Source organism: Amycolatopsis sp. NPDC049253, assembly GCF_040678995.1.
Classification (GTDB): domain Bacteria; phylum Actinomycetota; class Actinomycetes; order Mycobacteriales; family Pseudonocardiaceae; genus Amycolatopsis.
The window spans coordinates 152661-172828 of the sequence record NZ_JBFAQX010000015.1 but is presented as its reverse complement, the minus strand read 5'-3'; the positions used below and the strand labels follow the sequence as shown (position 1 = coordinate 172828).

18 protein-coding genes are annotated in these 20168 nt (G+C 71.7%); 12 read left to right on the top strand and 6 right to left on the bottom strand.

Annotated elements, in window-relative coordinates; genetic code table 11:
• Window positions 1-7 precede the first annotated feature (7 nt).
• Window positions 8-979: a helix-turn-helix domain-containing protein gene (locus tag AB0K15_RS29800; protein WP_364057563.1), complete on the top strand. Its 972-nt coding sequence runs from the start codon at window positions 8-10 to the stop codon at window positions 977-979.
• Window positions 980-1060: 81 nt separating this feature from the next.
• Here AB0K15_RS29800 and trpD read toward each other — a convergent pair whose 3' ends face one another.
• Genes trpD through AB0K15_RS29785 form a run of 3 tightly spaced genes read right to left on the bottom strand, consistent with a single transcriptional unit; the run spans window position 1061 to window position 3014 of the window.
• Window positions 1061-2110 (bottom strand): anthranilate phosphoribosyltransferase, encoded by a 1050-nt coding sequence (gene trpD / locus AB0K15_RS29795; RefSeq protein WP_364057560.1) that lies wholly within the window; start codon window positions 2108-2110, stop codon window positions 1061-1063.
• A gap of 7 nt (window positions 2111-2117) precedes the next feature.
• On the bottom strand, window positions 2118-2528 hold the full coding sequence (locus AB0K15_RS29790; protein ID WP_354863944.1) for a hypothetical protein: 411 nt from the start codon (window positions 2526-2528) through the stop codon (window positions 2118-2120).
• Window positions 2529-2588: 60 nt separating this feature from the next.
• Window positions 2589-3014 carry a hypothetical protein gene (locus AB0K15_RS29785; protein ID WP_364057557.1) on the bottom strand — a complete coding sequence of 142 codons (426 nt, stop codon included), beginning with the start codon at window positions 3012-3014 and terminating at the stop codon, window positions 2589-2591.
• 95 nt (window positions 3015-3109) lie between these two features.
• On the opposite strand from AB0K15_RS29785, the gene AB0K15_RS29780 reads away from it, so the two are divergent.
• From AB0K15_RS29780 to AB0K15_RS29765, 4 genes are read left to right on the top strand one after another with little or no spacing between them, the layout of a single operon-like run.
• Entirely contained in the window at window positions 3110-3736 is a 627-nt protein-coding gene (locus AB0K15_RS29780; RefSeq protein WP_285969328.1) for a heme-copper oxidase subunit III, read from the top strand.
• Window positions 3737-3790: 54 nt separating this feature from the next.
• Entirely contained in the window at window positions 3791-4609 is an 819-nt protein-coding gene (locus tag AB0K15_RS29775) for a c-type cytochrome (protein WP_364057554.1), read from the top strand.
• Window positions 4606-5757 (top strand): ubiquinol-cytochrome c reductase iron-sulfur subunit, encoded by a 1152-nt coding sequence (locus AB0K15_RS29770; protein ID WP_364057552.1) that lies wholly within the window; start codon window positions 4606-4608, stop codon window positions 5755-5757. Before AB0K15_RS29775 ends, AB0K15_RS29770 begins: the two co-directional genes overlap by 4 nt.
• The gene (locus AB0K15_RS29765) at window positions 5754-7406 is read left to right on the top strand and encodes a cytochrome bc complex cytochrome b subunit (RefSeq protein ID WP_364057549.1); all 1653 of its coding nucleotides are present in this window, start codon (window positions 5754-5756) and stop codon (window positions 7404-7406) included. Before AB0K15_RS29770 ends, AB0K15_RS29765 begins: the two co-directional genes overlap by 4 nt.
• An 81-nt stretch (window positions 7407-7487) precedes the next feature.
• Here the strand turns inward: AB0K15_RS29765 and AB0K15_RS29760 are convergent, their stop codons facing one another.
• A complete protein-coding gene (locus AB0K15_RS29760) occupies window positions 7488-7772 on the bottom strand; it encodes an Lrp/AsnC ligand binding domain-containing protein (RefSeq protein WP_220237955.1) in 285 nt (94 codons plus the stop codon).
• A gap of 51 nt (window positions 7773-7823) precedes the next feature.
• Window positions 7824-9542: a DEDD exonuclease domain-containing protein gene (locus AB0K15_RS29755; protein WP_364057546.1), complete on the bottom strand. Its 1719-nt coding sequence runs from the start codon at window positions 9540-9542 to the stop codon at window positions 7824-7826.
• Between the two features lie 142 nt (window positions 9543-9684).
• Here AB0K15_RS29755 and AB0K15_RS29750 point away from each other — a divergent pair, with 142 nt between their 5' ends.
• The 4 genes from AB0K15_RS29750 to AB0K15_RS29735 all read left to right on the top strand — a co-directional run bounded on the left by AB0K15_RS29750 (window position 9685) and on the right by AB0K15_RS29735 (window position 14302).
• A complete protein-coding gene (locus AB0K15_RS29750; RefSeq protein ID WP_364057543.1) occupies window positions 9685-11109 on the top strand; it encodes an NYN domain-containing protein in 1425 nt (474 codons plus the stop codon).
• Between the two features lie 227 nt (window positions 11110-11336).
• Window positions 11337-11552 (top strand): hypothetical protein, encoded by a 216-nt coding sequence (locus AB0K15_RS29745; protein ID WP_364057651.1) that lies wholly within the window; start codon window positions 11337-11339, stop codon window positions 11550-11552.
• Between the two features lie 425 nt (window positions 11553-11977).
• On the top strand, window positions 11978-13039 hold the full coding sequence (locus AB0K15_RS29740) for an NlpC/P60 family protein (protein ID WP_364057540.1): 1062 nt from the start codon (window positions 11978-11980) through the stop codon (window positions 13037-13039).
• 105 nt (window positions 13040-13144) lie between these two features.
• Entirely contained in the window at window positions 13145-14302 is a 1158-nt protein-coding gene (locus AB0K15_RS29735) for a glycosyltransferase family 4 protein (RefSeq protein WP_364057537.1), read from the top strand.
• Here AB0K15_RS29735 and AB0K15_RS29730 read toward each other — a convergent pair whose 3' ends face one another.
• Window positions 14303-14929 (bottom strand): uridine kinase, encoded by a 627-nt coding sequence (locus AB0K15_RS29730; protein WP_364057534.1) that lies wholly within the window; start codon window positions 14927-14929, stop codon window positions 14303-14305.
• 134 nt (window positions 14930-15063) lie between these two features.
• On the opposite strand from AB0K15_RS29730, the gene AB0K15_RS29725 reads away from it, so the two are divergent.
• From AB0K15_RS29725 to AB0K15_RS29715, 3 genes are all read left to right on the top strand, one after another.
• Complete coding sequence (locus AB0K15_RS29725) at window positions 15064-16233, top strand: cytochrome P450 (protein WP_364057649.1); 1170 nt, start codon at window positions 15064-15066, stop codon at window positions 16231-16233.
• 25 nt (window positions 16234-16258) lie between these two features.
• Complete coding sequence (locus tag AB0K15_RS29720; protein WP_364057531.1) at window positions 16259-17545, top strand: adenosylmethionine--8-amino-7-oxononanoate transaminase; 1287 nt, start codon at window positions 16259-16261, stop codon at window positions 17543-17545.
• Between the two features lie 229 nt (window positions 17546-17774).
• Window positions 17775-20024: a bifunctional SulP family inorganic anion transporter/carbonic anhydrase gene (locus AB0K15_RS29715; RefSeq protein ID WP_364057528.1), complete on the top strand. Its 2250-nt coding sequence runs from the start codon at window positions 17775-17777 to the stop codon at window positions 20022-20024.
• Window positions 20025-20168: the final 144 nt, after the last annotated feature.

The following is a 20168-nucleotide window of genomic DNA, read 5'->3' as shown; positions in this document are numbered from 1 at the left end:
GGGGTGCATGGACGTGCAACGGGTCGCGGTGGTGCTGGCCGACCGGGTCTCGCCGTTCGAGCTGGGTGTCGCTTGTGAGGTGTTCGGCACCGACCGCAGCGCGGACGGCATCGAGGGCTGGGAGTTCGGCGTCTGCTCGCCGAAGGGGCCCGAAAACCACACCGTGGACACCTGGTCCGGCTTCGGACTGACCGGGCTGTCCGGATTGGACTTCGCCGCGACGGCCGATCTGCTGATCGTGCCGACGTGCGAACCACGCACCGTCGCGCCGCCGGAACCGGTTCTGGAAATCCTCCGCGACGCCCGGGCGCGCGGCGCGTGGGTCGCCGGTTTCTGCGCCGGCGTGTTCTCCCTCGGCTACGCGGGCCTGCTCGACGGCCGCCGCTGCACCGTCCACTGGGTGTACGAACAGGACTTCCGCCGGCTCTTCCCGAAGGCCGTGGTGAACCCCCAGGCGCTCTACGAGGACGACGACGGCGTGTCGACCAGCGCGGGCACCGTCGCGGCCGTGGACCTGTGCCTGCACCTCGTGCGGCGGCTGCGCGGCGTCGCGGCGGCCACCACGCTCGCGCGGCGAATGGTGGCGGCCCCGCACCGCGCCGGCGGGCAGGCGCAGTTCGTCGAGGCTCCGCTGCCGGCCACCGCTGCGCCGGACGACACCGTGGTCGCCGAAGCCCTGGAGTGGGTGGAACGACGGCTGGACCGGCCGTTCACCGTCGCGGAGCTCGCGCGCCGCAGCGGGCTGGGGGAGCGGACGTTCCTGCGCCGCTTCTCCGCCGCCACGGGCACCACCCCGCACCGCTGGCTCACCGAACGCCGGCTCGACCGCGCGCAGGCGTTGCTGGAGGAGGGCCGGCTGTCCGTCGAAGACATCGCCGCGGCCTGTGGCTACGCCTCAGCGGCCGCGCTGCGCCACCAGTTCACCCGCCTGCGGGCAACCACCCCGAGCGCCTACCGCGCGGCCTTCCAGGGCTCCTGAGCCGCTTTTCCACCGCGCCACTTCCGCAGACAACGAAGGCGGCACCGGAAAGATTCCGATGCCGCCTTCGTCGGGTCCGAGTCAGCGAGACGCGGAGGAGTACGCGATCCAGCGCTCCAGCAGGGCCGCCGCCGCGCCGGAGTCGATGGCGCGGTTGGCCTGCTCCAGCCCGATGGCCAGGTCGTCCTCCAGCGAGCCGGAGAAGCCCCGGAACGCGGCGAGTGCGGCCGCCGCGTTGAGCACCACGGCGTCGCGCACCGGGCCGGTCTTGCCGGCCACGAGCTGGCGCACCACTTCGGCGTTGGCCGTCGCGTCGCCACCGCGCAGGTCCTCGGCCGTGGCGCGCGGGATCCCGAGTGCGCCGGGATCGAAGCTGCGTTCGGTCACGGTGCCGTCCGAGACCACCCAGACCGACGTGGTCGTGGTGGTGGTGATCTCGTCGAGGCCGTCGTCGCCGCGGGCCACGAGCACCGAGAAACCGCGCTGTGCGAACACTTCCGCCAGCACGCGGGTCTTGTCCGCGTAGGCGCAGCCGATCAGCGCGCTGCGCGGTTGCGCCGGGTTCGTGAGCGGGCCGAGCAGGTTGAACGTCGTCGGCACGCCCAGCTCGCGCCGCGGCGGGCCGGTGTGGCGGAACGCCGGGTGGAACGCGGGCGCGAAGCAGAACCCGATGCCGATCTCCCGCAGCGACCGGTGCACGGCCTCAGGCGGCAGGTCGATCGCGACGCCCAGCGTCTCCAGCACGTCGGCCGCGCCGGACTTCGACGACGCGCTCCGGTTGCCGTGCTTGGCCACGGGCGCGCCCGCGGCCGCTGTGACGATCGTCGCCATCGTGGAGATGTTGACCGAATTGGACCGGTCGCCGCCCGTGCCGACGATGTCGACGGCGGGCGCGTCCAGCTCGATGCGGCGCGCGTGCGCCAGCATCGCCTCGGCCATGCCGGAGATCTCCGCCGGCGTCTCGCCCTTGGCGCGCAACGCGATCGCGAACCCGGCGATCTGGGCCTGCGAGGCCTCCCCGGACATGATCTGGTCCATGGCCCAGGCCGTGTCGTCCGCGGACAGGTCCGAGCGCCCGATCAGCTGCGTCAGCAGGCCGGACCAGGTGTGGGGGACCGGGGTGGTGCCCATCCCCGGCTCAGCCGTTGACGGCGGGCACGCGCCCGGCGCGCAGCACGCCGGCGACGGTCTCCGCCGCGGTCAGCGGGTCGAGCGGGTGCACCAGCACGGCGTCGGCCTGCGACCAGGTGGCGAGCCAGCGGTCGTCCTTGCGCCGCACGGCCACCACGATCGGCGGGCAGTCGGTGATCTCGTTCTTGAGCTGGCGGGTCAGGCCGATGCCGCCGGTGGGCTGGGCCTCGCCGTCGAGGATCGCGAGGTCGACGGTGCCGGCGTCCACCTCGGACAGCACGTCGGCGATCCCGGCCGCCTCGACGTACTCCACGCGGCCCAGGTCGGCGGCGGGCCGCCGGCCGACGGCGTTGATGATCGCGTCGCGGACCTCGGCCTTGTGGCTGAACACCAGGATCCGCTTCGTCTGCTCGCCCATTGAGCACGCCTCCGTCTCGTCACGGGTGGAACTTCGCGATCGTATCGGCCGAGATGCATCTCACGCGGACGCGGTGGGCGACTCACCCGGTTGCCGCGCGTCCCAGCCGAGCGCGTCGCCGCCGAGGCGCTGCGCCAGACCGGCCATCCGCGAGCGTTCCTGGGCGCAGTGCAGGGCGTCCAGCACCTGCACCCGCAGGGCGTGGACCAGCACCCGGTCGCCGTCGGGGCCTTGCTCCCGCAGCTCCCACCCGTCCTGCGCGAGGATCGCGGCCGCCTCGGCCACGCGATCGGGCGGCAGGCTCAGGTGGTGGACGAAGACGGCCGGCGCGGACGCGACCCAGCCGGGTGAATTCGCGAGCACGGCCGAGTCCGCCACGGCGGGGTCGAACGCCTCCGCGACGATCGCCAAACCGGGCGCATCAGGCGTCAGACCGGGACTTTCGCGCTTTCGGGCCAGGTCACGGAGCCGACCGAGCAAACTCACGAGTAGCTCCTGCCTGTGCCGGGTTCGGGTGTGATGCGAAGCTCCCACGACCCGCCGTGGACCCGAAGGGCGGGGTGCCCGCGCGGGAGGACATAATGCGATCCGTGACAACGGCAGCTCCCACCATCAGCCAGCGGGTCCACTCGCTGAACCGGCCGAACATGGTCAGCGTCGGCACAGTCGTGTGGCTGTCCAGCGAACTGATGTTCTTCGCCGGACTGTTCGCCATGTTCTTCACCGTCAAGGCGCAGAACGCGGCCGGCGCGCCTTGGCCGCCGCCCCTGCACGGCGAGGAATTCCACCTCAACATCCCCTACGCGATCCCGTTCACGGTGATCCTGGTGCTGTCCTCGCTGACGTGCCAGTTCGGCGTGTTCGCCGCGGAGCGCGGGGACGTCTACGGGCTCCGGCGCTGGTACATCGTCACGTTGATCATGGGCGCGATCTTCGTCGCGGGCCAGGCCAACGAGTACCACAACCTGGTGAACGAGGGGCTGACGATCCCGTCCGGCCCGTTCGGCACGGTGTTCTACCTCGCCACCGGTTTCCACGGCCTGCACGTGATCGGCGGGCTCATCGCGTTCGTGTACCTGCTGATCCGCACGAAGCTCAGCAAGTTCACGCCCGCGCAGGCCACCTCGGCGATCGTCGTGTCGTACTACTGGCACTTCGTCGACATCGTGTGGGTGGGCCTCTTCGCGGTGATCTACATCCTCCCCTGATCCCGCCCGCCGCCACCACCATCGGCCTGAACTGACAGCAAGGGTTGCCGCAAGATGACCACCAGCAAGAAGTCCCCGGAGCGCCGGTTCCGCGCGCGTTCGAAGCTGCGCAGGCGTTTCGCCGGCGTGCTCGCACTCGGTGTCGCGCTGGTGGGAGCCGGCGCTCTGTACGCCGTGTTCGCGCCGGAGCCCCAGACCGCGCAGGCCCAGGGCGACCCGGCTCTGCTGCGGCAGGGTGAGCAGGTCTACAACAACACCTGCATCGAGTGCCACGGCAAGAACCTCGAGGGCGTGCAGGACCGCGGTCCGAGCCTCATCGGCGTCGGCGACGCGGCCGTGTACTTCCAGACCTCGTCCGGCCGCATGCCCGCCGCGCGCCAGGAGGCGCAGATCGCGCGCAAGCCGCCGAAGCTGACGCCGAGCGAGATCGACGCCGTCGGCGCCTTCGTGCAGGCCCACGGCGGCGGCGTGCAGCGCCCCGCCGAAACCGGTGCCGCGCTGCGCGGCAGCGACCCGGCCCGCGGTGGCGAGCTGTTCCGTCTCAACTGCGCGTCGTGCCACAACTTCACCGGTCGCGGTGGCGCGCTCTCTGCGGGTAAGTACGCGCCGAACCTCGACCCGGCGACCGAAGAGCAGATTTACGACGCGATGCTCACGGGTCCGCAGAACATGCCGAAATTCTCCGACCGGCAGCTCAACCCGGAGGAGAAGAAAGACATCATCGCTTATGTAAAGTCGGTGTCGGACGGCAACAACAACCCGGGTGGCAACGGTCTCGGCGGGTTCGGTCCCGCCTCCGAAGGCCTCATCGCGTTCGTCGTCGGAATTGCCGCGCTCGTCGGCATTACGCTGTGGATTGGATCGAAGGCATGAGTGCCGAAGGGCCCCAGCCGCCCTCGGAGGCGGAACTGGCTGAGATGGACCGCGATCAGCTGCTGAAGCTGGGCGGTCAGCTGGACGGCGTCGAAATCGTCGACTACCCGGAACCGTGGCCGGTCAAGAACACCCGTGCCGAACGCCGCGCGCAGCGGTTCGTGGCGTTCTGGTTCGCCCTGTCCGCACTCGCGGGCCTGGCGTTCGTCGTGGTCATCGCGTGGCCGCACTGGTGGGAGTACAAGGACCCGAGCGACGCGAGCGGGCACGCCACCTACAGCCTCTACACCCCGGCTCTGGGCGTCACGCTCGGCGTCGCGGTGCTGGCGCTGGGTATCGGCGTGATCCTGTACACGAAGAAGTTCGTGCCGCAGGAGCAGGCCGTGCAGCAGCGCAGCGACGGCCCGTCGGCCGAGGTCGACCGCGCCACGATCCTCGCGCACCTGGCCGACGCCGGGAACCGCAGCACCATCGCCCGCCGGTCGCTGATCAAGCGCACCGTCGGCGCGAGCGCCGGCGCGCTCGGCCTCGCGGTCGCCGCCCTGCCCATCGCGTCCTTCATCAAGGACCCGTGGAAGGACACCGACAACGAGAACTCGCTGTGGCACACCGGCTGGCAGCCGCAGCACCCGGGTGAGGTCGTGTACCTGCGCCGCAACACCGGCAGCCTGGACCAGGACGTCGAGCAGGGCGTCACGCTCCTGCGCGTCGAGGACCTCGACGCCGGTGCCATGGAGACGGTGTTCCCGTACCGCAAGACCGAAGCGGGCAACCGCGAGGCGCTGGCCGCCGCGCTGACCCGCGTCGACAACCCGGTGATGCTCATCCGGCTGCGCCCCACCGACGCCGCGCGCGTCGTGAAGCGGAAGGGCCAGGAGGACTTCAACTTCGGCGACTACTACGCGTACACGAAGATCTGCAGCCACGTCGGCTGCCCGACCTCCCTGTACGAGCAGCGCACGAACCGCATCCTCTGCCCGTGCCACCAGTCGCAGTTCGATGCCCTGCACTACGCCAAGCCCATCTTCGGCCCGGCGACGCGGCCGCTGGCACAGCTGCCGATCACGGTCGACTCAGAGGGATACTTGATCGCACGGGGCGACTTCATCGAGGCCATCGGTCCGGCCTTTTGGGAGCGTAAGTCATGAGTTCACTCACCACGCCCACGAAGGGCACGAGCGCGCTCGAGCAGCACCTCGGCGAGGCCGCGGACAACGCGGACCAGCGGTACAAGCTGGCCAAGGGCCTGCGTCACCAGATGAACAAGGTCTTCCCCACGCACTGGTCGTTCCTGCTGGGCGAGATCGCGCTGTACAGCTTCATCGTCATCCTGCTTTCGGGTGTGTACCTGACGCTGTTCTTCGACCCCTCCATGCAGGAAGTGACCTACCACGGGAGCTTCCAGAACCTGCAGGGCGTCGAGATGTCGCAGGCGTTCCGGACCACACTGGACATCTCGTTCGACGTGCGCGGCGGCCTGTTCGTGCGGCAGCTGCACCACTGGGCCGCGCTGATCTTCGTCGCCTCGATGATGATCCACATGTTCCGGATCTTCTTCACCGGCGCGTTCCGCAAGCCGCGTGAGGCCAACTGGGTCATCGGTGGCCTGCTGCTGATCCTGGGCATGTTCGAAGGCTTCTTCGGCTACTCGCTCCCGGACGACCTGCTCTCCGGTACCGGTATCCGCGCGACCCTGTCGGGCATCGTCCTCTCGGTGCCGGTCATCGGCACCTGGATCCACTGGGCGCTGTTCGGCGGCGAGTTCCCGGGCGACCAGATCATCCCGCGCCTGTACACGCTGCACATCCTGCTGATCCCGGGCATCATGCTCGCACTGGTCGGTGTGCACCTGGCGCTGGTCTGGTACCAGAAGCACACGCAGTTCCCGGGCGTGCGGCGCAAGGAGACGAACGTCGTCGGCGTGCGCATCATGCCGTACTTCGCCCTCAAGGGCGGCGCGTTCTTCACGCTGGTCGTGGGTGTCATCGCGCTGATGTCGGGCCTGTTCCAGATCAACCCGGTGTGGAACTTCGGGCCGTACAACCCGTCTATGGTGTCGGCCGGCTCCCAGCCGGACTTCTACATGGCCTGGGCCGACGGCATGCTGCGCATCTGGCCCGCGTGGGAGGTCTACCTCGGGAACTACACGATCCCGGCGGTGTTCTTCCCGGGTGCGGTGGGCATGCCGGTGCTGATCGGGCTCCTGCTGTCGTACCCGTTCCTGGAACGGAAGCTGTCGAAGGACACCGCGGCCCACAACCTGCTCCAGCGGCCGCGCGACGCACCGGTCCGCACCGCGCTGGGCATGATGGCGCTCGGGTTCTTCCTGGTCATCGAGCTGTCGGGCTTCAACGACATCATCGCCGACCAGTTCGACATCTCCCTGAACGCCACCACGTGGGCCGGCCGCATCGGCGTGCTGATCGTGCCGCCGATCGCGTACTACCTCACCTACCGGATCTGCCTGGGTCTGCAGCGGGCCGACCGCGAGGTGCTGGAGCACGGTGTGGAGACGGGCATCATCAAGCGCCTGCCGCACGGTGAGTTCATCGAGGTCCACCAGCCGCTGGGCGGCGTGGACAGCCACGGCCACGCGATCCCGCTCGAGTACCAGGGCGCCGCGGTGCCGAAGAAGATGAACAAGCTCGGCACCGCCGGGCACGCCGTCCCCGGTTCGCTCTGGACCCCGGACCCGCCGGAGGAGTCGGCCGCTCTCGAGCGGGCGTCGCACGGCAACGGGCACGCCGAGCTGGAGAGCTCGGAGTCGGAGTCGCACGAGGTCGGTACCAAGCACTAGCTCTCGACAACGAGGAAGGCCCCTTCACCCGGCGGGTGGAGGGGCCTTGCTCTGTTCCGAAGTCGTTTCGCAGCGCGGGGTTCAGGCGCCTTCGACGCCGATCTCGAACGCGGAGTCCGTGTCGGCCCGCGAGTACGAGCGGAACGCGATGTGCGTGACGGTGTCCAGCACGCCGCTCACCTTGCCGATGCGGCCGGGGATGAGGTCGGCCAGGTCCTCGTGGGCCTTCACGCGCACGGTGGCGATCAGGTCGACGTCACCGGCGCACGAGTAGACCTCGTTGACCCCTTCGAGGTCCGCGATCGCCTGCGCGGCCTGCGGGATCTCCTCGGCCTCTACGTTGATCAGCACGATCGCCGTGATCACAGCGTTCCTCCACTCCCTGGCGGTACCGACGAGCGCTGATCGTAGCCTTCATCACCCCGCGACCCGCTCCAGCGTCCGCGCACCCGCCGCGAGATCGAGCCACCCGCGCCACCCCGCGACGGCCGTGGGTTCGGCCCACGGGCGCGTGGTGCGCACAAGCCGCACCCCGGGGCGGGCGAGCCAGCGCAGCAGCACCGCCACCTCTTCCCCCGACGCGCCGCGCAACGGACCTTCGCCCGGCAGCACGGTTTCCGCGGCGGCGACGAGGTGTTCCACCACCGGCATCGGCGGCACGCCACGGCGGGCGACGCCGGCGGACGCCAGCCGGCCGTGGCGGATCACCGACAGCTCCCAGCCGCCGTTGCCGTCCGGGTTGGCGGCGATGAGCTCGGCGATGCCGGCGAGCGCGGCCTGCCGGTGGGATCGGCCGACGGCGCGCACGAGGTCGGCCAGCTCGTCGCGGTGCCGGGCGGCCTGCTCGTAGTGCCGGCCTTCCGAAAGCCGGTCGAGCTGGGCCGCGGCGAGCTTCAGGGGACGGCCGTCCTGGCCGGAGATGAGGTCGCGTGCGGCCGTGACGGCGGGGGAGTAGTCGGCCACGCTCTGGCGGCCGGCGCACGGCGCGCCGCAGCGGCCCAGTTCGGCGAGCACGCACGGCGTGGCCGAGCCGCCGCGGGCCGAGATGCGCAGGGTGCAGGTGCGCAGCCCGGCGGCGCCCGCGAGCGTGTCGGCGGCGGTGCGGGCGTCGGCCTGGCTGCGGAACGGGCCGAGCGTGCCTTCGCGCGGCAGCCGGACCACGGACAGGCGTGGGAAGGCCTCGTCGGTGAGCCCGACCCACCACGCGTGGTGGGGGTTCTTCGAGCGGCGGTTGTACATCGGCCGGTGGGCCGCGATGAGGCGCAGCTCGCGGATCTCGGCCTCCAGCGAGTGGGCGCACTCGATGGCCTCCACCCGCTCGGCCAGCGCCACCATCTCGCGGATGCGCCCGCGGCTCTCCGACCCCGTGAAGTACTGCCGCACGCGCTGGCGCAGATCTCGCGCGGTGCCGACGTAGAGGACCTCCTCGCGGGGACCGCGGAACAGGTACACGCCGGGCCGCGACGGCAGGTCGGCCGCCAGGTGGCGTTTGCGCCGCTGCGCGGTGGTCACCTCGGGCAGGTAGTCCACGAGCTCTTCGACCGTGTGCACGCCGACGTTGCCGACCCGCTCCAGCAGCGCGTGGAGGACGTCGACGGTCGCACGGGCGTCGTCGAGCGCGCGGTGCGTGGGCCGGGTGCGGGAGCCGAGCAGCATCGCCAAGTTCGACAGGCGATAGCTGCGGGCCTCCTCACGCGGGATCACGCGCCGGGCGAGCTTCACCGTGCAGATCACCGTGGCACGCGGCCAGACGTAGCCGTGGCCCTCGCACGCGGCCCGCATGAAGCCCGTGTCGAACCCCGAGTTGTGGGCCACGAGCACGGCGCCGGAGATGAACTCGAGGAACGCGGGCAGCACGCGCTCGATGCGCGGCGCGTCGTAGACCATCGCCTGCGTGATGCCCGTGAGCTCCACCACCTGCGGCGGGATCGGTGAACCCGGGTTCACCAACGTCGCGAACTCGGCCACCACCTCACCGCCGCGCACCTTCACGGCCCCGATCTCGGTGATCGCGTCCGGTCCCGGCTTCGTGCCCGTGGTCTCGAGGTCGAAGACGACGAACGTGGTGTCCCGCAACGGGGTGCCCAGCTCGTCGAAGGCCAGCTGCGCCTGGCCGGGCCGCGGTCGGGTGTCCATGATCGCGCACCTTAGGACCGCCCACCGACAATCCCGGACGGCCCGATCCGTGGGACGGGTGTGGCGCGGGTGCCTGGTGGGGTGGTTCCCACGTCCGGTGACCAACGGCGCGCGATCCGGCCCCGGGGCCTACCCTGGACCAATGCACCCCCAGCCCGTGGATCCGGTCGCACCCGAGGGGGCCGTCGGCCCCTCGGCCGTGCCGGCGCGGGCTGACGCGGCCGCCGCGTCAGCCGGGACCGACGCGGCCGAGATCTCCGAGGCGGACGCGCCGGCGCCGGAGCCCGCTTCCTGGACGGGCCTGCCCGACGCCGTGCGCGAGCGCATCGCCGAGCTGGCCGCCACCGCCGTCGCGAAGCTGCCGCCCACCGACGTGCCGCGGCAGCTGCGTCCCGTCGCGAAGTTCGCGCCCGCGAAGCGCGCGAAGCTGGGCGGCGCGGCGTTGCTGGCCGCGCTGGGCGACTCCGCGCAGTTCCGCACCGCCGTGATCGAGTGGCTGCGCGAGCACCGCGCCGACGCGCTGGACCCGAACGCCGCCGATTCCGTGGTGGGCGCGGCTGCCGCCGTGCTGCTGGGGGAGTCGGGCGCGGCCGGGCGCGTGCGGCTCGTCGCGAAGAACGCGGAAGAGACGGCGCTGCGGGCCGAACGCGACGCCGCGCTCGCGCGAAACCAGAAGCTCGAGGCGGAGCTGGCCGCGCTGCGGGAGGAACTGGACCAGGCGCGCGGCGCCGCGGAGGCCGCCCGCGGCGAACGCGAGGCCGAGGTCGAGAAGCTGCTGCGCCGGCTGCGCGAACAGGGCGTGCAGCTGCGTCAGGCCCGTGACGCCGCCGAGGAGGCCCGCGCCGAGGTGGTGCGCGGCGGCACCGCGAAGGCCGAGGAGATCGACGCGCTGACCGCGCAGCTGGACCGCGAGCGTCGCCGCGTGGCGGCCGAGCGCACGCGGGCGGAGCGAGCGGTCGCCGACGCCGAGATCGCCCGTCAGTCGGCCCGTGAGGCCCGGGAAGCCGACGAGGTGCGCCTGGCGCTGCTCGTCGACACGATCGACGGCGCCGTGACCGGCCTGCGCCGCGAGCTGATGCTGGGCGACCGCGGCGCGCGGCCCGCCGACATGGTGCGCGGCGCGACGTCGGGGCTCGGCCCGGGCGGGCGCGTGCAGGACGTCGGCGCGCTCGACCGCTACCTCGCGCTGCCCAACGTGCACCTCATCGTCGACGGCTACAACGTCACCAAGACCGGCTACCCCGAGCTGGCTCTGGCCGACCAGCGCGACCGGCTCATCCACCAGCTCTCCGCCCTCGCCGCACGCACGAGTGCCGAGGTCACGGTGGTGTTCGACGGGGCGGGCGTGCTGTCCGTGCCGGCGTCGGTGCCGCGCGGTGTGCGCGTGCTGTTCTCCGACCGCGGCGTGCTGGCCGACGACGTGATCCGCTCGCTCGTGGCGGCCGAGCCGAAGGGCCGGCCGATGGTCGTGGCGACGTCCGACCGGGCCGTCGCCGACTCGGTCCGCGCGACCGGTGCGCACGCGGCTCCCTCGGCGGTGCTGGTCAGCCGTCTGAGCCGCGTCTGAGACCCGTCCGGGGGACGGCTGAGTCCGGCGGGACGGAAACTGTCGGTGGTGGCTCCTACCGTGCGTCCCAGGAAGCACGACAGCCGACTTGCGGTGAGGAGCCTCCCGTGACCGAGAACACGAACCACCACCCGCCCGACCGGGTCGACATCGAGGAACCGGCCGACCGAGACCTCGACAGCGTCGAGGGCAGTGAGTTCGACCTCACTGGTGTCGACGTCGGAGACATCGATCCGGCGGACCTCGACACGCTGGTCGTCGACTGCGACCGCTGCGCCGTGCGGGGCCACGCGTGCCACGACTGTGTGGTCAGCGTGCTGCTCGGCCCGCCGGTCGCCCTGGCGTGGGACGCGGACGAACGGCGAGCCGTCGACGCGCTCGCCGAGGCGGGGATGGTGCCCCGGCTGCGCTTGGTTTCGGAGCCCGAACGTAAGCCCGCGTGACACTTCTGGGTGATAACGGCGCGACGAGTGGTCGATCGGATCGGGTGAACGGTCGGTAGCAATTTCACGCCATTCTGACACCAGAGAGTATGACTGCCGTCACACAAACCCTCCCTCGCTGGTCCGATGGTGTTTCGGCGAACTACGGAGAGTTTTTATGTGGGGCCCGGTGGACGCGGTGACGGTCTTTTCGTAACCTGTCCGAGATCTCGTGGCCAGCAGCCGTCGGCAAGACGGCGACGCGGGATCGCCGCCGGAAAAGGCTTTGTCGGGGAGCCAACACCGGAACCACACCGTGCGCGTGAGGCTGTTGCAGTGAAACGCGGCCGGAACGCGCGAGGTGGACGCACGGAAGAGGGCCCCCGACCTCTTCGGCGTCACGAGGTTCCGACGGCGGCCCGACAGCAAAGGAGACACGCGCGACCGTGCAGTCGCATCCAGTCAAGCGCGTGGTGTCAGGTGCCCTCGCGGCAGCCTCGGTGATCGCCATCGTCACCGTCGCCCAGCCCTCGGCCACGGCCATCGCAGCTCCCATCCCCGTCCTTCAGACCCCGCCCGACTCCGGTTCGGACGCCCTCGCGAAGTACCGCGACCTCGCCTCGCAGGCCGAGAAGGCCAATGAGGACCTCCTCAAGGCCCAGGACGACCAAGCCGCCCGACAGAAGGACCTCGACAAGGCCAACGCCGACGTCGAGAACGCGAAGAAGTCCGCGCAGCAGGCCGAGAACAACGAGAAGCTCTACCGCGTCGACGTCGACAAGTTCGCCGGCGCCTCGTTCCTCAGCGGCGTGCAGATGAACAAGCTCTCGGCGCTGCTCGCGGGCACGTCGACGCAGGAGTTCCTCGAGCGCTCTTCCGCGCTGGACCAGATCGCGTCCCAGAAGGACGCCGCGCTCGACGCGCTGGCCGGTGCCGTGAAGCAGGCCCAGGACGCCACGAAGCAGGCTGCCGACGCCGCGAAGCGCGCGACGGACGCCCGTGACGCCGCCGCCAAGCTGGCGAACGACATCAAGGCCAAGCAGAAGACGCTGCAGGATCAGATCGACCAGCTCAAGAAGACCGAGCCCGAGCTGTCGGCGCTGGATCAGGCTCTGCGCGGCGACAAGGGCAGCGCCCCGCCGATGAACATCAAGGCGCCCGGGCCCGCGGCCCAGGCGGCGGTGAACGCGGCGCTGAGCCGCCTCGGCGACGCCTACGTGTGGGGCGCCACCGGGCCGAGCACGTTCGACTGCTCGGGCCTGATGCAGTGGGCCTACAAGCAGGCAGGCATCTCGCTGCCGCGCTCGAGCCGGGAGCAGTCGACCTTCGGCACCCCGATCCCGCGCAGCCAGCTGCAGCCGGGCGACCTGGTGTTCTACTACACCCCGGTCTCCCACGTGGGCATGTACATCGGCGACGGCAAGATGGTGCACGCTCCGACCACCGGCGACGTCGTGAAGATCTCGCCGCTGCAGAGCCAGTACGTGGGCGCCCGTCGCCCCAGCTGAGCAGCAGTCGTTCCCTGACCACGGGGCGGTACCGCACACGCGGTGCCGCCCCGTCGTCGTCGGTGGGCTCTCGGCGCCCGGCAGCGTGCCCGATAGCCTGCCCGTGTGCTGAGGACGCTGCTCGTGACCAACGACTTCCCGCCGCGGCCCGGGGGGATCCAGAACTACCTCAACTCGCTGGCCACGCGGCTCCCCGCCGACGACCTGGTGGTCTACGCGCCGTCGTGGGAAGGGAAAGCCGGCTCGCACGTCGACTTCGACGCCGAGGCGCCCTTCGAGGTCGTGCGGCACCCGACGTCGCTGATGCTGCCGACGCCGGACGTGCTGCGCCGCTCGAAGCAGATCATGCGGGCCCGCGACTGCGAAGCCGTGTGGTTCGGTGCGGCGGCGCCGCTGGCCCTGCTCGGGCACCCGCTGCGCCAGGCCGGCGCGAGGCGGGTCGTGGCGTCCACGCACGGGCACGAGGTGGGCTGGTCGATGCTGCCGGGTTCGCGCCAGGCCTTGCGGCGCATCGGCGACACGGTCGATGTGCTCACCTACGTCAGCAAGTACACGCGCCGCCGCTTCGGCGCGGCGTTCGGGCCGATGGCCGGACTCGAGATGCTGCCGTCCGGCGTCGACACCACGCTGTTCGCGCCCGACGCGGGGGCGCGCGAGGAGATCCGCGCCCGCCACGGCCTCGGCGACCGGCCGACGGTCGTCTGCGTTTCGCGGCTCGTGCCGCGCAAGGGCCAGGACATGCTCATCCGCACCCTGCCGGAGCTGCGCAAGCGCGTGCCGGACGTGGCGCTGCTGCTCGTCGGTGGTGGTCCGTACCGCAAGCGGCTCACGGAGCTCGTCGCCGAGCTGGACGTGGCCGACAACGTGGTCATCACCGGCTCCGTGCCGTGGGCAGAGCTGCCCGCCCACTACAACGCGGGCGACGTCTTCGCGATGCCGGCGCGCACTCGCGGCAAGGGGCTCGACGTGGAGGCGCTGGGGATCGTCTACCTGGAGGCGTCGGCGACGGGGCTGCCCGTGGTGGCCGGCACGTCGGGCGGCGCGCCCGAGGCGGTGCTCGACGAGGTGACCGGCCACGTCGTGGACGGCCGGGACGTCGGCCAGTTGTGCGACACCCTGGAGGCCTTGCTGGCCGACCCCGTGCGGGCCCGCCGGATGGGCGAGGCGGGGCGCGCGTGGGTCACGGAGAACTGGCGGTGGGACACGATGGCTCAGCGCCTGTCCGGCCTGCTGGACGGCGATCCCGTCGCCGCCGTGCGCTAGCTAGGGCTCGTGGACCGCCGGGTGGCGCGGGTCGTCGACGCGGACCGTGACGTCGGCGAGCGCGCCCGGGTCGACCTCCGACTCGTAGCGCTCGTACGCGGGCAGCGCCCACGCGTCGTCCTCGGGCAGGCGGCGGCGCAGCGCGGCGGGGGAGAGCCACAGGTGCACCACGAGGTCGAACGCGAGGCCGGCACCGAGCAGGAACTCGCCGTTGACGAGGACTATGCCGCCCTCGGGCACGGGCACACGCGCCATCCGCGTCGCGCGGTCGCGCTCGGTGTCCCACAGCGCCGGCAGCACCTCACCGCTGCCTTCGCCGGCGAGCGGGTCGAGGACTTCCCGGCGCAGCGCGCCGAGATCGAGCCAGTCGGTGTAGCGCGCGTCGGGATTGCGCTTGCCGTGCTCGAAGCGCAGCGACGCGGGGCGCAGGAACCCGCTCGCGGGCACGCGCACCGCGGCGCGGCCCAGCAGCCGCAACGGGTCCACGAGCGCGTCGGCGAGACCTGCGGTGTCGGTGGCCCCGTCGGCGCCGTCCACGGCGACCGCCAGCCGGCGGTGCGGCAGCGCCGCGACGCGCTCGGTCAGCTCGGCGGCCAGGACGTCGGGGGAGATCGGTCGGTAGTGCACGGACAACCATCCTGCCCTCGGGCCACACGCAGCACACCGGTGCGTGGGCATACTGGGGAGCACGTGACCAGTCGGACGGAAACCTTGGGGGCGAAGTGGCCGTCGAAGAAATCCCCGTGATCGACGACGAGTTCATGCAGCACACGCACGAGACGCTGGAGCACCTGCACGAGCAGGGCGCCGTGTGCCCGATCCGGATGCCGCGCGGCACTCCGTCGTACCTCGTCACCGGCTACGACGAGGCGCGGGCGCTGCTCGCGGACCCGCGGCTGAGCAAGGACAACCGCGGCGCCTACGACCTGATGGCCGCGAAGGTCGGGGCCGGGAACATCAACCGGAACTTCGGCCAGCTGCTCGGCGCGCACATGCTCAACACCGACCCGCCGGACCACTCGCGGCTGCGCAAGCTCGTGAACAAGGCGTTCACCCCGCGCGCGATCGCCGGGCTGCGTCCGCGCATCGAGCAGATCACGACCGAGCTGCTCGACGCGATGGCCGAGCACGAGCAGGCCGACCTCATGGCCGCGTTCGCCGGGCCGGTGCCGATCACCGTGATCTGCGAGCTGCTCGGCGTGCGCGAGGCGGACCGCGGCGAGTTCACCGGCTGGTCCAACATCCTGCTGGGCGCGGGCGACGTCGAGGAGATGCAGGCGGCCGCGATCGCCATGCACACCTACCTCGTGGCGCTCGTCGCGCAGAAGCGCGCCGAACCGGGCGAGGACCTGCTGTCCGGGCTCGTGCACGTGACCGACGAGGGCGACTCGCTGAGCGAGGAAGAGCTCGTCTCGATGGCCTTCCTGCTGCTCGTCGCGGGCCACGAGACGACCGTGAACCTGATCGGCAACGCGGTGCTGGCGCTGCTTCGTGCGCCCGAGCAGCGCGCGAAGCTGACGGCGGACCCGTCGCTGATGCCCGGTGCCGTCGAGGAGTTCCTGCGGTTCGACGGGCCGATCAACATCGCCACCCTCCGCTACACCGTCGAGGACGTGGAGGTCGGTGACCACAAGATCCCGGCGGGCGAGTTCGTGCAGGTCTCGCTGCTCGCAGCCAACCGCGACGAGGGGCGCTTCCCCGACCCGGCCGACCTCGACGTCACGCGCGCGGCCGGCGGCCACCTGGCCTTCGGCCACGGCATCCACTACTGCGTCGGCGCCCCGCTGGCGCGCATGGAGGCGGAGATCGCGCTCACGGCGCTGCTCGCGCGGTTCCCGCAGCTGCGGCTGGCCGTGCCGGAGGAGGACCTGGTCTACCGCACGAGCCCGCTGGTGCACGGCGTCAAGACGCTGCCCGTGCTGCTCCGCTGAGCGGGGCGGCACGTAGGGTCGGCGCGTGGACACCAGCGCCGACCACCTGCTCGCCCTCGACGCCGCGCACGTGTGGCATCCATACGCGCCCATGCCGGGACGGGTGGCGCCGCTGCTCGTCTCCGAGGCGAGCGGGGTGCGGCTGAAGCTCGCGGACGGCCGTGAGCTCGTCGACGGCATGTCGTCGTGGTGGGCGGCGGTGCACGGCTACCGGCACCCGGTGCTCGACGCGGCGCTGGCCGAACAGGCCGGGCGGATGAGCCACGTGATGTTCGGCGGCCTCACGCACGAGCCGGCGATCACGCTCGCGAAGACCCTCGTGGACCTCACGCCCGAGGGCCTCGAGCACGTGTTCCTGTGCGATTCCGGCTCGGTCTCGGTCGAGGTCGCCGTGAAGATGTGCCTGCAGTACCAGCGTTCGCGCGGGTTGCCGGACAAGCGACGGCTGCTCACGTGGCGCGGTGGGTACCACGGCGACACGTTCACGCCCATGAGCGTCTGCGACCCCGACGGCGGGATGCACTCGCTCTGGCGCGGAGTCCTGCCGGAGCAGGTGTTCGTGCCCGAACCGCCGGCGGGCTTCGACGCGCCCGTCGACCAGTCCTATGTGGACAGGCTGGCCGCCGCGCTGGAGGAGCACGCGCACGAGCTGGCCGCGGTGATCGTGGAACCCGTGGTGCAGGGCGCCGGCGGGATGCGGTTCCACCACCCCGGTTACCTGCGCGCGTTGAGGGAGCTCACGCGGGAGCACGACGTGCTGCTGGTGTTCGACGAGATCGCCACCGGGTTCGGGCGCACGGGCCGGATGTTCGCGGCCGAGCATGCCGGCGTGACGCCCGACGTGCTGTGCCTGGGCAAGGCGCTCACCGGCGGCTACCTCACGATGGCCGCGGCGCTGTGCACGCCCGAGATCGCCGACGGCATCGCGCGCGGCGACCTGCCGGTGCTGGCCCACGGGCCGACGTTCATGGGCAACCCGCTGGCCTCCGCCGTCGCCAACGCGTCGCTCGGGCTGCTCGCCGACGGCCGGTGGCGCGCGGACGTCACCCGGATCGAGGCGGGGCTGCGACGCGGTCTCGAGCCCGCGTGGGACCTGCCGAACGTGCGTGATGTGCGGGTGCTCGGCGCGATCGGTGTGCTGCAGCTCGACCACGAGGTCGACCTCGGCGTGGCCACCGACATCGTGACGGCGGAGGGCGCGTGGCTGCGGCCGTTCCGCGACCTCGTGTACGCGATGCCGCCGTACGTCACGGACGACGCGGACCTGGCCGTGATCACCGGCGCGATGCTCGCGGCGGCTGAAAAAGCCTGAATTCACCCGGCCGGGTGTGACCGCGGCCATACGAAACGGACCGTATACCGTGAGTCACGCAAAGTCGCCGGAACTCCGGGGTTTCCACGCGATCAGGTCTGGGTCGCTTCGGGAGCGTCTGACTGATTGGTGAACTTTGCCGGAAACACCCTAGTTCTCCGGTTCACAAGCGAACCCGAAGATCGTTCGCGTAGCGGACTTTTCGATCTTTTTCCGCTTTCCTGTCGCCATGATCGAGATCGTTCGTGGAGAACACGACACCGGACCCCCGTCGCGCCGCACCAAGGCCAACCAGACCCTCCAGAACATCCTGCGCCACGACGTGCCGGCCTCGCTGGTCGTCTTCCTCGTGGCCGTGCCGCTTTCCCTCGGCGTCGCCCTCGCTGTCGGCGCGCCACTGCTCGCGGGCCTCGTCTCCGCCGTCGTCGGCGGCCTGGTCGCGAGTCTGCTCGGCGGGTCGGCCCTGCAGGTCAGCGGGCCGTCTGCGGCGTTGACCGTGGTGCTCGCCGACACCATCGCCACCTACGGCTGGGCCGTCACCTGCGCGGTGACCGTCGGAGCCGGCCTGCTGCAGATCCTCTTCGGGCTCCTGCGCTTCGCCCGCGCCGCGCTGGCCATCTCGCCCGCGATCGTCCACGGCCTGCTGGCCGGCATCGGCGTGACGATCGTGCTCGGCCAGCTCCACGTGGTGCTCGGCGGCCGGGCGCAGGGCTCCGCGCTCGCGAACCTCGCGGCGCTGCCCGGGCAGATCGTCGGCCACCACGACCAGGCCGTGCTGATCGGCGTGCTCACCGTCGCGATCCTGCTGGTGTGGCCGAAGCTGCCGGCGCCGGTGCGGAAGGTGCCGGGGCCGCTGGCCGCCGTCACGGTCGCGACGGGGCTGTCCGTCGCCGCCGGGATGTCGCTGCCGCGCGTGGACCTGCCCGCCGCGTTGCCGTCGTTCGGGTTCGTGCCGCAGCTGCCGTCCGGTGGCTGGAGCGGCGTGGCGTTCGCGGCCGTCACGGTCGCGCTCATCGCGAGCCTGGAGAGCCTGCTTTCGGCGGTGTCCATCGACAAGCTCCGCGGCGGCCGTCGCACGGACCTCAACCGCGAGCTCATCGGCCAGGGCGCCGGCAACGTCGCGTCCGGCGCGCTCGGCGGGCTGCCCGTGACCGGCGTGATCGTGCGGACCATGACCAACTACGAGGCCGGCGCGAAGACCCGGGCGTCGGCGCTGCTGCACTCGTGCTGGATCCTCGGGTTCTGCCTGTTGCTCACCGGCGTGCTGCGCTACATCCCGCTCGCCGCGCTGGCCGGGCTGCTCGTGTACGTGGGCGCGAAACTCGTGAACCTCCCGGCGCTCAAGGAAGTGCTGCGCCACGGCGACCTCGCGGTGTACGCGGTGACGCTCGCCGGCGCGGTGTTCGTGAACCTGCTGACCGGCGTCGCGGCCGGCGTGCTGCTGGCGCTCGCGTTCATGCTGCGGCGGATGGTGCACTCCGGCGTGCACGTCGAAGCCGACGAGCGCGGCACGCGCGTGGTGATCGAAGGCGCGCTCACGTTCCTTTCCGTGCCCCGCTTGACGAGGGTGCTCGCCGACGTGCCCGAGCGGGCCGACGTGACGCTGGAGCTGCTCGTGGACTACCTCGACCACGCGGCGTTCGACTGCCTGCGCGGCTGGCAGCAGGCGCACGTGAAGGCCGGGGGCACGGTGACCGTCGACGAGATCGGGCACCCCTGGTACGGCCGCGGCAGCTCCGGCGAGCCGACGGTGCGGCGCAGCCTCGCGGCGCGTGTGCTGCCGCGGTGGCTCGCACCGTGGTCCCAGTGGCAGGCCGAGCACGTTTCGCTGCCCGGACCGCGCTCGCCGTTGTCCCGCGGCGCGTCGGAGTTCCAGCGCCGCACCGCCCCGCTGCTGCGCGACACCCTCAGCGGCCTCGCACACGGCCAGCAGCCGCACACCCTCTTCATCACCTGCGGCGACGCGCGGATCGTGCCCAACCTGATCACCACGTCGGGCCCGGGCGACCTGTTCGCCGTGCGCAACATCGGCAACCTGGTGCCGGCAGCCGGCGACGGCACCGACTCCTCGGTGGGCGCGGCCGTCGAGTACGCCGTGGGCGTGCTGAAGGTGCCCGAGATCGTGGTGTGCGGCCACTCCTCGTGCGGCGCGATGAAGGCACTCCTCGGGCAGGCCCCCGAGGGTTTGACCCGCCTCGGCAGCTGGCTGCGGCACGGCGAACCCACCCTGCGCCGCCGCGCCGCGGAGCCGCCCCTGCTGCTCGACGGCCGGCGCCCACCCGCCGAGTGCGACCAGCTGGCGCTGCACAACGTCGTCCAGCAACTCGACCACCTCCGCACCCACCCGGTCGTGGCCGACGCCCTCGCCGCCGGCGCCCTGACGCTCACCGGCATGTACTTCGACGTCGGCGCCGCCCAGGTGTCCCTGCTGGACACCTCTCACCGCGGCTTCGTCCCGGCCGGCTCGACCGTGCCCTGATCACCGGTGCCCGGCCTGGTCCCACCGGCCGGGCACCGATCGAGTCCAGCACTGGTGCTGACTTGGCCAGGCAGCCCGGCCGGGCGCTGGTCGGGTGCGGCGTTGGCGGGCTGGTCGCCTGGCTGCCGACTCGTCACCGGCCGG